8 protein-coding genes are annotated in these 16,003 nt (G+C 67.5%); 3 read left to right on the plus strand and 5 right to left on the minus strand.

All coding sequences use genetic code 11. The annotated features are described in order from the left end of the window. Nucleotides 1-104: 104 nt before the first annotated feature. Nucleotides 105-3,467: a beta propeller repeat protein gene (locus DFR29_RS19495; protein ID WP_133820313.1), complete on the minus strand. Its 3,363-nt coding sequence runs from the start codon at nt 3,465-3,467 to the stop codon at nt 105-107. A gap of 360 nt (nt 3,468-3,827) precedes the next feature. On the opposite strand from DFR29_RS19495, the gene DFR29_RS19500 reads away from it, so the two are divergent. The 3 genes from DFR29_RS19500 (at nt 3,828) to DFR29_RS19510 (ending at nt 9,489) form a co-directional block, all read left to right on the plus strand. After that, nucleotides 3,828-5,246 carry a M28 family peptidase gene (locus DFR29_RS19500; protein WP_133820438.1) on the plus strand — a complete coding sequence of 473 codons (1,419 nt, stop codon included), beginning with the start codon at nt 3,828-3,830 and terminating at the stop codon, nt 5,244-5,246. Between the two features lie 87 nt (nt 5,247-5,333). Next, nucleotides 5,334-5,756, plus strand: a complete 423-nt coding sequence (locus DFR29_RS19505) for a hypothetical protein (protein ID WP_133820314.1) — start codon at nt 5,334-5,336, stop codon at nt 5,754-5,756. Nucleotides 5,757-6,201: 445 nt separating this feature from the next. Beyond that, nucleotides 6,202-9,489, plus strand: coding sequence for a S8 family serine peptidase (locus tag DFR29_RS19510; RefSeq protein WP_133820315.1), 3,288 nt, complete (start codon nt 6,202-6,204; stop codon nt 9,487-9,489). 757 nt (nt 9,490-10,246) lie between these two features. Here DFR29_RS19510 and DFR29_RS19515 read toward each other — a convergent pair. Genes DFR29_RS19515 through DFR29_RS19530 form a run of 4 tightly spaced genes read right to left on the minus strand, consistent with a single transcriptional unit; the run spans nt 10,247 to nt 15,904 of the window. Next, nucleotides 10,247-10,636, minus strand: coding sequence for a VOC family protein (locus DFR29_RS19515; RefSeq protein ID WP_133820316.1), 390 nt, complete (start codon nt 10,634-10,636; stop codon nt 10,247-10,249). Beyond that, nucleotides 10,633-11,649 (minus strand): TrmH family RNA methyltransferase, encoded by a 1,017-nt coding sequence (locus tag DFR29_RS19520; protein WP_133820317.1) that lies wholly within the window; start codon nt 11,647-11,649, stop codon nt 10,633-10,635. Before DFR29_RS19520 ends, DFR29_RS19515 begins: the two co-directional genes overlap by 4 nt. A gap of 60 nt (nt 11,650-11,709) precedes the next feature. After that, entirely contained in the window at nt 11,710-14,826 is a 3,117-nt protein-coding gene (locus DFR29_RS19525) for an efflux RND transporter permease subunit (RefSeq protein WP_133820318.1), read from the minus strand. A 10-nt stretch (nt 14,827-14,836) separates the two neighbouring features. After that, nucleotides 14,837-15,904 (minus strand): efflux RND transporter periplasmic adaptor subunit, encoded by a 1,068-nt coding sequence (locus tag DFR29_RS19530; RefSeq protein WP_133820319.1) that lies wholly within the window; start codon nt 15,902-15,904, stop codon nt 14,837-14,839. Between the last annotated feature and the right edge of the window lie 99 nt (nt 15,905-16,003).

Consider the following 16,003-nt stretch of genomic DNA (forward strand, 5'->3'; position numbering starts at 1 on the left):
GAGACGAGACAGCAGCGCCGTTCCCCCAAGCGCGCGAAACGGTTGGCATGGCCAAGGCAGCGCAGAATCGGCAAGACGCGGCCATACGCTGACGCCTGCCACAATCAGTTGCAGGAACGCCCCAGTTGCGCCGTCAGGCGCTGCAGATCCAGCCGCCCCGGCGCAAAGCCGGCCAGGCTCGGCGTCCAGCTCACCTGGGCCGTATCGGCGCCGGTAAAGCGGAATGTCGCTGTACCCCAGGGCTGGCGCTGCAGGTCGGCGATGCGGTAGTCGGGCGGGAAATCCGGGCCGCGGGTAATGCCCAGGGTCATCGTGGCGCTGTCGCCGTCGATGGGCCCGGCGCCAACCAGGAACAGCGGCTTGCCCCGGTCGAAGACGTACCAGACCGCCACCAGCTGGCGCTGCTCGCCGCTGCCGAATACGTGCAGGAAGAAACCGTGGCCGCTTTGCGCCGGCTGGAACCAGTTGCCGCTATGGCAAGTGCGCAAGGCAGCACCGGGCGGATCGTCGGCCGGTGCTGCCGTGGCGACCAGCGATTCCAGCGCCAGCTCGCCGCTGCCGAAGCCGGGTTGGCTGCTGTTCCAGCGCAAGGTGGCGCTGCGCGGCGAGGCAAAGCGCAGCTCCAGTTCGCCCCAGGGGATACGCTGCACGTCGGCGGCGCGGAAGTCCGGCGGGAAGTTGGCGCCGCGGCTGGCCGTGACCGGCACGCGCACCGTGTCGCCGTCGGCGCGGCCTACGCCGATCAGCCAGTACGGCTCGCCGTCCTGGTAGACGAACCAGCTCGCTACCACGTGCACCACGCCGTCGATGACGACGGGCTCGATCATCAGGCCGTGGCCGTCCTGCTGCGGGTTCCACCACATGCCGGCGATGCGCGTGTCGATGCGGTAATCGGCCTGGCCGTCGAACTCGCCCAGCGCCACGCGCCAGACGCCGCGGCCGTAGGTGAAGGCGAACAGCTGCACCGGTGCGCCGGCAGGCGCCACCAGCTTCAGGTCTTCGGTGATGACATTGGCATAGCCGCTGTTTTCCACCGCCCAGTGCGCGCCGCCGTCCAGCGACACGAACAGGCCCAGGTCGGTGCCCAGGTACAGCTCTTGCGTATTGCGCGGATTGATCGCAATGGCGTGCACCGGCACGTCGGGCAGGCTGCCTTCGCCGCTGCCGTCCAGCGGCTGCCAGCTCGCCCCGGCATCGGTCGATTTCCACACATGGATTCCGCCAAACGTGGAATACGTTGCATAGGCGACCGCGCTGTCGTTCGGATCGAAGGCCAGGCGCGACACCCAGCCATCCCGCGGCGCCACCGACGGCCAGACCGTCGTGCCGTTGCTCGCCAGCGCGGCATTGCTGCGATGGATGCCGCGGCGATTGCCGACCAGCATGCGGTTCGCATTGCCGCTGGCCACGGCAATGGCCGAGGTGCGGTTGTCGAACGCACTGCCGCCCATGCGCGTACTCGCCGCGCGCCAGCTGGCTGCGCCGTCGTCGCTGCGCCACAGCCGCGTGCCGCCCGCATACAGGCGCTGCGGTGCGTTCGGGTCGATCAGGTACGGCATGATGAACAAGGTCTGGTCGTTGAGGCCGCGATTGGCGTCGTCGAAGGTGATGCCGCCGTTGAGCGACTTGGCCAGCGCGGTGTACTGCGAACTGGCGTACAGCACCTGGGTATTGCCCGGATCGACCGCGGCAAAGCCGCCGTCGCCGCCGAGGATATGGCGCCAGGCATACGGCCCGGCGCCGTCGCGGCCCAGCCAGGTGCCGTTGTCCTGGGTGCCGCCGAAATAACCGCTGCCGTCGGGAAAGACCGCGCCGGCATAGAACTGCGTCGTGCCCATGCCACGGCTGGCATCGCGCCAGCGCACGCGCTCGCCGGGCAGCGCGCGGCACAGCGCGGCATCGCCGTAGCCCAGTGGCGCGCGCGCGTTGTCGCTGATCGACACACCGCCGTCGTGCGTGGCAAACAGGCGCTGGTTGCTGCTGCCGTCGTAGCGCGGATCGAAGCGGATGCGGTGCTGGTCGGGATGGACGTAGGAATCGTCATTGGCCAGGTAATAGCTGGCCAGGCCAAAGCGGCGCCCGCCGTCGACGGAACGGAACAAGGTCATGCCGCCGACCCACACGGTATCCGCATCGAGCGGATCGGCCGCGATCGCGTTGTTGTACCAGCCGGCGGCATAGAAATCCGCCGGCGAATTGTCGCCGCAGGCACTGGGCTTCACCGCGAAATGGAACTGGAACAGGCTGGCCGACAGCAGGTCGGCCGAGTCGTTGCGCAACTGCGCTTGCCAGGTTTCGCCGCCGTCATCCGAGCGCCACAGCGCGTGCAGGCCGTTGTCGTAATCGCCAGCGCCGTCGCCATTGCGGTCGAAACCCGGCGCGATGCTGGCCGCCACCGCATACACCACGCGCGTATCGGCGCGATGGATATCGATCTGCGTGCGGCCCTGGCCGGCTTCCGACAGCACCGTGCGCCACTGGCCATCGTTGCCCGCATCGGTGTTCAGGAAGATCGCCGCCGGACACGGCCCGCCGCAGGCGATTGGCGTCACCGTACCCGGCAGCCAGTAGCGGTCGGCCATGGAACGCGAGGCACAGGTGGCGAGCAGCCAGTCCTGTTCGCGGTCATGACGGATGGCCAGATCGGTACAGCCTTCGTAGCGTGCCAGATCCTGCGCGTCGGCCGGACCCAGCAGGCGCTCGAAACTGGCGCCGCCGTCGCGCGAACGCCAGATGCCGCTGTTGCTCGCGGCGTACAGGCGGCGCGAATCGCGCGGCGAAAAGACGATATCGCTGACATAGCGGAAATGTGCATTCTGCGTCGCCAGCAGCGGACTCCAGCTCACGCCGCCGTCGATGCTCTTGAGGATGCCCGAGCCGCTCATCGGCGACCACGGCATGCCGCTGTTGCGATACAGCTCGCCGGTGCCGGCATACAGCGTATCGGGGCGTTCCGGATCGATCGCCAGCGCGCCGATATTCAGGTTCACCGCATCGTCGGACAGGGGTAGCCAGCTCGCTCCTGCATCGGTGGATTTCCACACCCCGCCGGAGACGCCGCCGGCATACAGCACGTCGGCATTGCGCGGATCGAATTCCAGGGTGCGGGTGCGCCCGGTCGCATTCGCCGGCCCCAGCCACTGCCAGTGCGGCGCCGCCTTGAGCGACTCGCCGGCGGCGGCGAAACCACGCCGGCCCGGCACGTGATGCGGCATCTCGCGCATGCGTTTTTCCGCAGCGAACCAGCGCTCTGCTTGCAGTTCCTGCGCATCGCCGGGCAGGCGCCGCGCAGCGAACAATTGCGCGCGTTCCAGGGCACCGCTCATGCGCTCGCTCTGTTCGTTGCGTTCTTCGCGAACCTGCTCGGCGGCGCTGCCGCCGCGGCCTTCGCGTTCGCGCTCCTGCGCGTATTCGTCCGCTTCGCGCTGCTGCGGGGCAGCGCAAGCCGCCAGCAAGAGCGCCAGCACGACAATTGCTCCGCCGCTATGCCTAGGCATCGCCAAGTCCCCCGACTGACTATGCCTGCAGCCTAGCATCGGCAACCGGCAGCAACGCCGCGGCGGTGTTGCAGAAACGCGCGCACGCCGGCAGCGTCGCGCGGTGGCTGCGCCGGCAACCGCTGGCTACGCGTCACGCATGGCGGAAATTTGCGCAGGCCGCAGCGCGCGCTTCCCCAACGGCGCGGCCGATGCCGGCAGCGCCGTTCGCAGCGCCGGCCACCTGCCGCCGGATGCCACAATGTGGCACCCAGGCATGACGTTAGCCCTAGATCCGGCGGCGCGGCCGCATGGCAGGATAGACGCTTTGCCGCCGGAGTCCCGTCCATGCTGCGTGCCCTGCCCTGCGCCCTGATCGCCCTGCTGACCGGCAGCGTATCTGCGGCCGAGATCACCACCATTCCCGATGCCGCAGTGAAGCAGGCCATCGCCCTGCGCGACCAGGCATTGAAGGACGGCCAGGCCTATGCGCTGCTCGAATCGCTGACCACCGAAGTCGGGCCGCGCCTGGCCGGCGGCGTCAACGACGAGAAGGCGCGCAACTGGGCCATCGCGCAGTTCAAGCAGCTGGGCTTCGACAAGGTCTGGAGCGAGCCGGTCACTTTTCCCAAATGGGTGCGCCGCAGCGAAAGCGCCAGCCTGGTCGCGCCGTTCCCGCAGCCGCTGGCGGTGACCGCGCTGGGCTATTCGCCGGCTACGCCCAAGGGCGGCGTGACCGCGCCCATCGTGATGTTCAACAGCCTCGATGCGCTGAAGGCGGCCAAGCGCGATGACGTCAAAGGCAAGATCGTCTTCGTCAGCGCACGCATGAAGCCGCACCGCGACGGCCATGATTACGGCATCGGCTCGCCCATCCGCAGCCGCGGCCCGGCAATAGCAGCGGAACTCGGCGCAGCCGCGTATGTATTGCGCTCGGCCGGCACCGACAGCCACCGCCTGCCGCATACCGGCGTCACCCAGTGGAAGGAAGGCGGCCCGCGCATTCCGGCAGCGGCCGTATCCAATCCCGATGCCGACCTGATCGAAGCCGCACTGCGCCGCGGCAGCGTGCAGCTGAAACTGCAGCTGGACTGCGGCATCGAAGGCGACTACACCGGCGCCAACGTGATCGGCGAAATCACCGGCAGCGAAAAACCCGACGAAGTCGTGATCATGGGCGGCCATCTGGATTCCTGGGACCTGGGCACCGGCGCCATCGACGACGGTGCCGGCGTTTCCATCGGCATGGCTGCCGGCGCGCTGATCGGCCATCTGCCGCAGGCACCCAGGCGCAGCATCCGCGTTGTCGCCTTTGCCAACGAGGAAGCCGGCCTGTACGGCGGCAAGGCCTATGCGGCCGCGCACAAGCAGGAAGTGAGCAAGCACGTACTCGGCTCCGAATCCGATTTCGGCAGCGACCGCATCTGGCGCCTCAGTGCCAGCGTCAAGCCCGAATCGCTGCCGGCCATCGACAAGATGATGCAGGTGCTCGCGCCGCTGGGCGTGGAACGCGGCATGGGCGCCGGCAACGGCGGTCCCGACCTCAGCCCCATCCATGCGGAAGGCATGGCCGCGCTGAGCCTGACCAACGACGGCACGCGCTACTTCGACTACCACCACACCGCCGACGACACGCTGGACAAGGTCGATCCGGAACAGCTGGCGCAGAACGTCGCGGTGTATGTGAGCTGGGCTTACATGGCAGCCCAGGCCGACGGCGATTTCGGCTCGGCGCCGGGGGCGTTCAAGCAGAACGGCGACGACGACTGAGCGACGCCGCTCCGTCGCGCGACGGACAATTCCTGTGGCAGCAGACTTGGCGGCTGCCGCAGGAAGCGCCTCGTTCATCACTCGCTGATGGCGTATCGCGATTTCTATCTGATCGAGCTCAACGTCACAGCCAACGCATCGGACTCGCGCCGCGCGGCCAAGCTCGTCGACAAGGCGGCCGAAGACCTGTTCTCGCGCATCCACGCGCAGAACGTCGGCAACTGCAGACCGCCCGAGAGGCCAAGGCTGGTCATCGTCGACGAAATCGATCGCGGCGCCGACCCAGTCCGTTCCGACGTCAGCTACATCGACGCCACCAGCAAACCGGGCGAGCGCAAACTCGCCAAGCGGATGGAAACCGCCGCCGAGCGCCGCCGCCAGACGTCCTGCGTCGTCAGCTTCAGCCTGGCCTCGCTGCTGCCCGACGAAAAGTTCGAGATGCTGCGTTTTCCGGCCGGGTCGTTGCAGAACTTACCCGCCTTGGCGCCCTCGCGCGACAAGGAAAAATAGCGCGGGCCCGCCTCTGCATGAGTCTCCGCAGCGGCCTGAGCGCGCGCGAATTTGCTCCGTCAGGCATACCAATGTCCGTGCCGCCAGACGTGGCGCGCTGACCGATCGACGTGCCGGCGTCGACCGGGTCTTGCGTCGCCGCCAAGGCAGCCCACGATGCCGGTAACGTGCTTGCCTTCCGCACTGGCGACCGCTCCCGACCACCACTTCGCCGCTGCCCTACCAAGCAACGCGGTCCCAACAAATTCCAAAAAGTTCCGCTACCAGACTGATACGAATGTCCGTTTTTGCACAGTTTCCACTCCACCGCGTGGATGAGCGTACTGCCCGCTGATCGTCACTTGCGGTATTTGACAAGGACGGGGCGCCGCGGATCTTGCGCAAAAGGTCCGGCGGCCGTGCAGCGGCGTGACCCCGACGCCGCAATCTCCCAGGAGTGTCGTGTATGCGGAAGCTACTGTTCGTCTGTATCAGTGTTTCGCTGTCCCTCAGCGCCCAAGCGAACGACGAGCGTTGCGTCGTCTCCTTCGCGGGCGCGCAGCAGGATGTCTGCAGCGGCAAGGTGTCGGTGGCCGAGCCGTTTGCGCCGCTGGCGCAGCTGGAATCGTTCAAGGATTCGAACCTGCGCCTGATCAAGTTCGACGGACCCATCGACGACGCCCGCCGTGCCGCGGTGGAGGCCATCGGTGCGCGCATCGTCGACTACGCGCCGAACTACGCCTATGTCGTGCGCATGTCTTCCGCGCAGGACGGCCGCGCGCGCGCGATTCCGGGCGTGGTGTGGAGCGGGCCTTTCCTGCCGGCGTTCAAGATCGATCCGAACATTGCCGCAGAACTGCGCGACGGCAAGCTGGTGCGCGATGCGGGCATTACCGAGCTGTCCATCAGCCTGCACCCGGGCGCCGACCGCGGCGCGATACAGCAGCTCGCCAGCCGCGCACCGGGACTGACCCTGGTCAACACGATTTCCGCCGGCAGCGACACGCGCCTGATCGCGCGCTTCGAACGCGCCGGACTGCGCGCCGCCGTGGAACAGCTGGCGGCCGACCCGGGCGTTTCCGCCATCGGCTTCCGCCTGCCCAAGCGGCTGCTCAATTCGCAGGCCGACTGGCTGCACCAGAGCAACGTGAACACGCCGTCGCCGCTGCGACCGGTGTTCGCCCACGGCCTGTACGGCTGCGGCCAGACCGTCGGCGTGCTGGACTCGGGCCTGTTCATCGGCAACTGCGCCTTCAACGACACGACGCAGACGCCGGCGATCAGCGACTGCGCCACCGGCTCGACCTGCCCGCCGGTGACCGCGCCCAACCTCGCCCATCGCAAGGTGCCGGCCTACTACAAATGGTCCGGCGATGCCGGCGGCGCACCGGCCGACGAACATGGCCACGGCACGCACGTGGTCGGCTCGGTCGCCGGCAACAACCCGGCCAATGCCGTGGACTGCACCAGTTTCACCACTGAAGGCGGCAACACCGATCTGGACGGCACCGCACCCGGCGCCAAGATCGTCATGCAGGAAATGGGCGGCGATCTCGCCTATCTCGGCGCCAGCGGCAACCCCTATCACGCAGGCGACATGGCCTATACCAGCGGCGCGCGCCTGCACAGCAATTCCTGGGGCGGCGGCTGCGTCAACCTGTTTGGCTGCGTCGCCGGCTGCACCGTCACCTATGACGCCGAGGCGCGCGACGCGGACAACATCATGCGCGACCGGCCCGACCTGCTGGTGCTGTTCGCCGCCGGCAACGCCGGTACTGCCTGCCCGGCCGGCAACAATGTCGGCAGCCCGGGCAATGCCAAGAGCGTGATGACCATCGGCGCCAGCCTGCGCGGCACGGCGGCCAACGGCATGGCGGGCTTTTCCTCGCGCGGTCCGACGCTGGATGCGCGCACCAAGCCCGATATCACCGCCCAGGGCGACAGCATCATGTCGGCCCAGCGCGACGCCTGCGGCACGCGATCGGAAAGCGGCACCTCGATGGCTACGCCGACCGCGGCCGGCCTTGCGGCGCTGGTGCGCGACTACCTCGCCCGCGGCTTCTATCCCAGCGGCGCACGCAATCCCGCCGATGCCATCGCCAATCCGTCCGGCGCACTGGTCAAGGCGATCATGATCTCCGGCGCCGCCAGCATGAGCGGCACCGGTGCCGGTACCGTACCGGGCCAGTCGCAGGGCTGGGGCCGGATACTTCTGGACAATTCCCTTTATTTCAACGGCGACACGAGCCGGCTGTATATCCACGACGCACCTACGGGCCTGGCCACCGGCGGCCTGGACGTGCACACCATCGTCATCACCGCCGGCCAGCCGTTCAATGCCACGCTGGCCTGGAGCGACGCCGCCGCTGCCATCGGCGCCAGCCCGGCCCTGGTCAACAGCCTGCGCCTGGAAGTGGTCGCCCCCAACGGCGATGTCTGGACGCAGAAACTGCCGGCCGGCGTCAGCCCCGCCAACGCCAATCCGGTGCAGGACACCACCACCGCCAACTACGACAACCTCAACACGGTGCAGCGCATCAGCTTCACGGCACCGGCCACCGGTGCGTACCAGTTGCGCGTGCGCGGCATCAACGTACCGCAGGGTCCGCAGAAATACGCGCTGGCGGCAACCGGCGCGCTGGTGGTCGGCACCGATCCGGATTTCGCGCTGCAGACCAGCCCGAGCGCGAACATCTGCGCCGGTTCGCCGGCCAGCTACAGCATCGGCGTGCAAAGCCTCAACGGCTTCACCAGCCCGGTCACGCTCAGCGTCACCGGACTGCCGGGCAGCTCCACCGGCACCTTCACGCCCAACCCGGTGACGCCGGCCCAGCCGCCCGCTGCCTCGCAACTGGCCGTGGGCAATACCACCAGCGTGGCCAGTGGCAACTACAACCTGGTGATCCAGGGCAACTCGGCCTCGCCACCCCTGCAGCACACGGCCAGTGCAACGCTGAACGTGGTTGCCGCCGCGCCGGTCGCGGGCAGCCTCACCGCACCCGCCAACAACGCAACGGGCCAGGCTACTTCGCCCGCCTTCAGCTGGGCAGCGATTGCGGATGCCGGTTCCTACCGCATCCAGATCGCCACCGATGCGGGCTTTGCCACGCTGGTCGACAACCAGGTCGTCAACGCGACGACCTATACGCCGGCGACGGCGCTGAACCCGGATACGACGTACTACTGGCGTGTCTACGGCCTCAATGCCTGCGGCCAGGGCACGGTTTCCGCCGTGTTCCAGTTCCGCACGGCGAATGAGATCTGCCGCGCACCGGGCGTCGCGATTCCGGACAACAACACCACCGGCGTGACGGACAGCCAGACCCTCGTCACCACCGGCACGCTCACCGGCCTGCGCCTGGGCATCCAGCTCACGCATACCTACGTCGGCGACCTGACCCTGACGCTGAGCAAGGGCGCCACCACGGTGGCCTTGATGCAGCGGCCCGGTGGCAACGGTGGATGCAGCGGCAACGACATGAACCTGACGGTCGACGATGCGGCCACCCTGACCCTGGAGACCAATTGCACCAGCGGCACCAACCCGGCCCAGGCCTATACGGTCGGCGGCAACTACAAACCCGATAGTCCGCTGAGCGCGTTCGCCGGCCAGGATCTCTCCGGCACCTGGAGCCTGAAAGCGGTCGATAGCGCCAACCAGGACACGGGCAACATCGTGCGCTGGTGCCTGCTGCCGAATACGGCACCGCCGCAGCCCGACGCGATCTTCGACGACGGCTTCGACGGTAACTGAGCAACGCGGCAAGTGTTTCGCCACAGCCGGAGGCAGCAATGCCTCCGGCTTTTTTGTGCCGGGAACGGGTTCCGACTTGCGCGGTTCCAGTCCGGAACTGCTTCGCTTCAGCTGAGACCTGCGCCGCTGCAGTCCGGAACTGCATCGCTTCAGCTGAAACCTGCGCCGCTGCAGTACGGAACTGCGTCGCTTCAGATAAAACCTGCGCAGCCCCAGTCCGGAACTGCATCGCTTCCGCTGAAACCTGCGCCGCTCCAGTTCGGAACTGCATCGCTTCAGCCGAAACCTGCGCCGCTGCAGTTCGGAACTGCATCGCTTGAGCCGAAACCTGCGCCGCTCCAGTTCGGAACTGCATCGCTTCAGCTGAAAAGCCTGCGCCGCTGCAGTCCGGAACTGCATCGCTTCCGCTGAAACCTGCGCCGCTCCAGTCCGGAACTGCTTCGCTTCAGCTGAAACCTGCGCCGCTGCAGTCCGGAACTGCATCGCTTCAGCTGAAACCTGCGCCGCTGCAGTCCGGAACTGCGTCGCTTCCGCTGAAACCTGCGCCGCTGCAGTCCCGAACTGCATCGCTTCAGCTGAAACCTGCGCCGCTCCAGTCCGGAACTGCTTCGCTTCAGCTGAAACCTGCGCCGCTGCAGTCCGGAACTGCATCGCTTCAGCTGAAACCTGCACTGTTCCAGTTCGGAGCTACATCGCTTCCGATAAAACGGGTTTGTAATTTGAACGGTGTGGCTGCCTGCGCCGCAGGCGGCCGGGTTCATTTGCGTTGCAGCAGATCCCAGCGGTTGCCGTACAGGTCGAGGAATACGACGACGGTGCCGTAGTCTTCCTCGCGCGGCAGTTCGGCGAACTGCACGCCGTGGGCACGCATATGCGCGTAGTCGCCCCAGAAATCGTAGGTATGCAGGAACAGGAACACGCGGCCGCCGCACTGGTTGCCGACCTGCGCCTGCTGTTCGGGCGTGGCCGCGCGGGCCAGCAGCAGGCCGGCGCCGTCAGCGTCGGGCGCCACAACGACCCAGCGCTTGCCGCCGCCGCGGTCGGCGTCTTCCCGCAGCTGCCAGCGCAGGGCTTGCGTAAAGAACGCGATCGCTTCGTCGTAGTCGCGGACCAGCAATGCGGCAAGGCTGAGCGCGCGCGCCGTCATGCGCCACCGTGGTGGCGGAAGTAGTCGGCGAACAGCACGGCGGCGCTGGCGGCAATATTCAAACTTTCCACTTTTCCGGTGCCGGGGATGGTCAGGCGCAGGTCGGCCGCATCGATCAGCGGCGCGCTCATGCCTTCGTTCTCGGCACCGAATACCAGGGCCAGTCGCGCCGGCAGCGGGTTCTGGTACAGGCTGACGCCGGCGCGCGGCACGGTGGCGGCAATGGCGAAGCCGGCGGCGCGCAGCTGCGCCAGCAGTTCCGCCTGTGCCGGCGCACGCGCCAGCGGCACGATTTCGGCGCCGCCTTCGGCGACGCGGCAGGCCGCGCCGGACAGGGTGAGGCTGGAATCCTGCGGCAGCACGATGCCGGCAATGCCGAAATTCGCCGCGCTGCGCAGTACGGCGCCGAAGTTGTGCGGGTTGCCCACGCCGTCGAGCAGTACCAGCAGGGCCGGCTGCGGCGCGGGCGGCAGTTGCGCCAGCAGCTCGTCCAGGCTCAGCGGCGCGCGCCGGCGCATTTCCAGGCAAATGCCTTCGTGATGCTGGCTGGCCGTGAGCTTGGCCAGGTCAGCGGGTTCCACCACGCGATAACCCAGGCGCTGCTGTACCAGCCAGGCCAGCAAGGTCTTGAACTCGGGAATGCGTTCTTCGGTGAGATAGGCCTTGCGCAGATCCTGCGGCCGGCTGGCGAACGCGGCCTTGCAGGCATTGATGCCGAACAGGCGCAGCTCTTCCTGGCGTTGCTGGGTTTCCGGGCGCGGCGGCGGCGGCATTGCGGCCGAAGCCCCGGCGCGCGAGGAGCCTGCGCTCCAGCTGCGCGGTTCGTCGCGCGGGCCGCGATAGGCGGTATCGCGCCGCGGCGCATCGCTGCGCGGGGCGGCATCGCCGCCGGCGGCGGCGCGCAGGCGTTCGCGTTCGCGCTTGTCGGGGCGGGCCTGGCCGACGCGCGGACGCGCAGTGTTCCAGGGGCTGTCACCGCCGCGGGGCGGTTTGCTGTCGTCGTGGGAAGTCATGGGCGGGCCGGAAAACGGTGCGGCGCGAAGAATACCGCTTCGCGCCGCGGGTCGCTTCGATCAGGCGGTTTCCGCATCCGGATGGGCCGTTTCCTGCTCTTCGATCTCGCGCGCAACCGCCTCGGGCGAGCGGGTGAAGCGCGCCAGCAGCAGATAGAACACCGGCACCACGAACAGCGACAGCAGGGTGGACAAGGTCACGCCGAAGACGACGACCACGCCAATGGTGACGCGGCTGGCCGCACCCGCGCCGGAGGCGAGCACCAGCGGGACGGCGCCGGTGATCGTCGCGATGGAGGTCATCAGGATGGGGCGCAGGCGGATGGCCGAGGCATCGAGGATGGCATCGCGCACGCTGCGGCCCTGGTCGCGCAGTTGGTTGGCGAATTCGACGATGAGGATGCCGTTCTTCGCCGCCAGGCCGATCAGCATCACGATGCCGATCTGGCTGAACAGGTTCAGGCTCGATCCCCATAGCCACAGGCCGAGCAAGGCGCCGAGCACCGCCAGCGGCACGGTCAGCATGATCACCAGCGGATGCACGAAGCTTTCGAACTGCGCCGCCAGTACCAGGAACACGATCAGCAAGGCCATGGCGAAGGTGAACGCGACAGCGCCGCCGGCTTTCTGGAATTCGCGCGATTCGCCCTTGTAGTCGATCTGCGCCGTATCGGGCAGTTCTTCTGCCGCGGCCTGGCGCATCCAGTCCAGCGCCTCGCCCAGCGGATAGCCCGGCGCCAGGCCGGCCGACAGGGTGATCGCGCGCAGGCGGTTGAAGCGGTTCAGGGTGCCCGGCTCGGCCAGCTCGCTCAGGGTGACCAGGTTGGCCAGCGGAATCAGCTGGCCGCTGCGCGCCCGCACATAGAGGTTGGTCAGGTCGGTCGGGCTGCGCCGGTCGCTGTCCTGCGCCTGCAGGATCACGTCGTACTCTTCGCCGCCATCGACAAACGTGGTGACGCGGCGCGAACCCATCATGGTTTCCAGGGTGCGGCCGATGTCGTCGACCGACACACCGATGTCCGCCGCGCGCGAGCGGTCGATGCTGACGCGCAGCTGCGGCCGGGTTTCCTTGTAGTCGGAATCGACCGCGAACATCTGCGGATTCGCTTCCATGCGCTTGAGCATGCGGTCACGCCATTCGACCAGTTCGTCGTAGCTGGGACCGCCCAGCACCATCTGCATGGGCTGGCCGCCGGAGCGCACCAGGCCCTGGCGGATCTGCGGAATCGCCCGCACGCCGGGGATATCGATCAACAGCGCCCGCGCCTGCTCCACCACTTCCGCGGTGGTCTTGTCGCGTTCGTTCCAGGGCTTGAGCAGTACCGTCGCCTGGCCGGTATGCATTTCCTCGCTGCGGCCCCAACTGCCGGGCACGCGCGAGTTGATGCGGAAGATCGGGCTGCTGTCGCCGGACAGCGTCATCAGCCGCTTTTCCACTTCTTTCATCTGTTGCACGGTGTAGTCGAAGCCGGCACCTTCCGGGCCCTGCACCATGGTGAAGAATGCGCCGCGGTCTTCCGGCGGCGCCAGCTCCTTGGGCACCTGCACGAACAGCACGCCGATGGCGGCCACGGCCAGCAGCAGCGCCGCACCGACCAGCAGCGGATGGCCGACGCTGCGGTCCAGCGCATGCCGATAGCCCCGGCTCAACGCGCCCAGGCTGCGTTCGGTCCAGGCGACGAAGCCTTTTTCGTGCTTGTGCGCGCGCAGCAGGCGCGAGCACATCATCGGCGTCAGGGTCAGCGCGACGAAGGCGGAAATCGCCACGGCACCGGCCACGGCCACCGCCAGTTCGCGGAACAGGCGGCCGTTGTTGCCGTCCATGAAGGCGATGGGCAGGAATACGGCGATCAGCACCGCCGTGGTGGCGATCACGGCGAAAGCGACCTGGCGCGAACCGCGGTACGCCGCGATCAGCGGCGGCTCGCCCAGGTCGACGCGGCGCTGGCAGTTTTCCAGCACGACGATGGCGTCGTCGACCACGAGTCCGATCGACAGCACCAGCGCCAGCAGCGTCAGCAGGTTGATGGAAAAGCCAAAGATATACAAACCGAGAAATGCAGCAATGACGCAGACCGGCACGGTGACGGCCGGAATCAGCGCGGCGCGTGCACTGCCCAGGAACAGGAAGATCACCACCAGCACCAGCAGCACCGCTTCGCCCAGGGTCTTGTAGACCTGGTGCACGGCCGCGTCGATGAAGATGGTCGAGTCGTAGCTCACGCCCATGGTGGTGTTTTCGGGCAGCGAGGTCTGGATGCGCGCCATTTCCGCTTTCACCCGGTCGGCCACGTCGAGGCTGTTGGCGGTGGACGTCTTGACGATGCCCAGGCCGACCATGGGTTTGCCGTTGCCGTGGAAATAGGCGCGGCGGTCTTCCGAGGCGCGTTCGACCTTGGCGATTTCGCTCAGGCGCGTGACATGGCCGTCCTCGGATTTGTTGATCGCCAGCTGGGCGAAATCTTCGGCCGAACGGTAGTCGCGGGAGACGCGCAGGGTGAAGTCGCGCGTATCCGATTCGATGCGGCCGGCCGGCAGTTCCACATTTTCCCGGCGCAGCGCTGCTTCCACGTCGTTGGCCGTGAGGTTGCGCGCGGCCATGGCCTTGCGGTCGATCCAGATGCGCATGGCATAGCGCTGGCCGCCGGCGATATTCACCTGGGCCACGCCGTCGATGGACGAGAGGCGGTCGACCACGTAGCGGTCGGCATAGTCGGTCAGCGCCAAGGTGTCGAGGTTGGTGGAGCTGAGGTTCAGCCAGACGATGACGTCGGCATCGCCTTCGACCTTGGCCACCTGCGGCGGATCGATTTCCTCGGGCAGGCGGTCGGACGCGCGCGCCACCGCATCGCGCACGTCGTTGGCGGCGCCTTCGATGTCGCGGCTCAGGGTGAATTCCATGGTGATGCTGGAACGCCCGTTGCGGCTGGACGACTGCACCGTTTCCACGCCTTCGATGCCGGCGACAGCATCTTCCAGCACCTGGGTCACGCGGGTTTCCACTACGCCGGCAGAAGCGCCGGTATACGTGGTGTCGATGGATACGATGGGCGGATCGATATTCGGCAGTTCGCGCAGCGGCAGGCGCGTGAACGCGATCAGGCCGAGCACCAGCAGGATCAGCGACAACACCGTCGCAAAGACCGGGCGCTTGACCGAAACGTCGGAAAGCAGCATGGCGCTCTCCTCAGTTGCTGGCAGGAGCGGTGGTGGCCGCAACGCGCTGTTCCACGGCGACGCGCGCGCCGCTGCGCAGCTTGACCGTGCCGTCGAGCACGATGCGGTCGCCCGCCTGCAGGCCTTCGCGCACTTCGATCTCGCCGCGGCGGCGTGCGCCGGGCACGATGCGTACCTGCTCCACGCTGTCGTCGGGCTTGATGCGGAACACGTAGGCATCGGTACCGACCTGGACCAGCGCAATCTCCGGCAGCACCAGCACGTCGCGCGGTGCGCGGAACACCTTTACGGACAGCAGCATGCCCGGGCGCAGCACGCGCTCGGGATTGAGGATTTCCGCGCGTACCAGCACCGAGCGCGAGGCGCTGTCCACACGCGAATCGATCGAACTGATCTTGCCCTGCCATGTGCGCTCGGGCCAGGCCGCCGTGGTGGCCTGTACTTCCTGGCCGGTCTGCAGCGCGCCGAGCAGGGTTTCCGGCACGGAGAAATCGAGCTTGATCAGGTCGACATCGTCGAGCGTGGTGATTTCGGTGCCGGGCGTGACCAGGGTGCCCGGGCTGACCCGGCGCAGGCCGAGCACGCCGCTGAACGGTGCGGTGATGACGCGATCGGACAGTTGCGCGCGGATCGCATCGACCTTGGCGCTGTTGGAGTCGCGCGAGGCCTGTGCCGTGTCGAACAAGGCCTTGGACACGGTGCCCTGCTTCACCAGATCCTGCTGGCGCTGGTACTGGCGATCAGCATCTTTCGCCATGGCCTGGGCGTCCTTGAGCTGGGCGGCCTGCTGGCTGGACGTGAGTTCGACCAGCACGTCGCCGGCCTGTACCGCCTGGCCGTCGCTGAAGTTAACCCGGCGCACGGTCTCGGTGATCTTGGCGGTGAGAATGGTCGATTCGTTGGCCCGGGCCGTACCCAGGGCTTCGATCACATCCGACCAGGGCTGCAGTTGCACGACTTGCGCGGTCACCTTGGCCGGCGCCGCGACCGTGGCGGCCTTGGCCTGGTCCTGGCTTTTGCACGCAGCCAGGCTCAGACAGGCGAAAACGAGGACAACTGACGGGTAACGCTGGCGCATCTTTCGGGTTTCCTTGTCCGCCCCTGCAGAAGCGCGGGACGGGGTGATGGTCGCGGAGCGGCACTCCGCTACAACCGGCACCGAGCGCAATGGCTCAGT

The organism is Tahibacter aquaticus (assembly GCF_004363655.1).
In the GTDB taxonomy this organism is placed as follows: Bacteria; Pseudomonadota; Gammaproteobacteria; order Xanthomonadales; family Rhodanobacteraceae; genus Tahibacter; species Tahibacter aquaticus.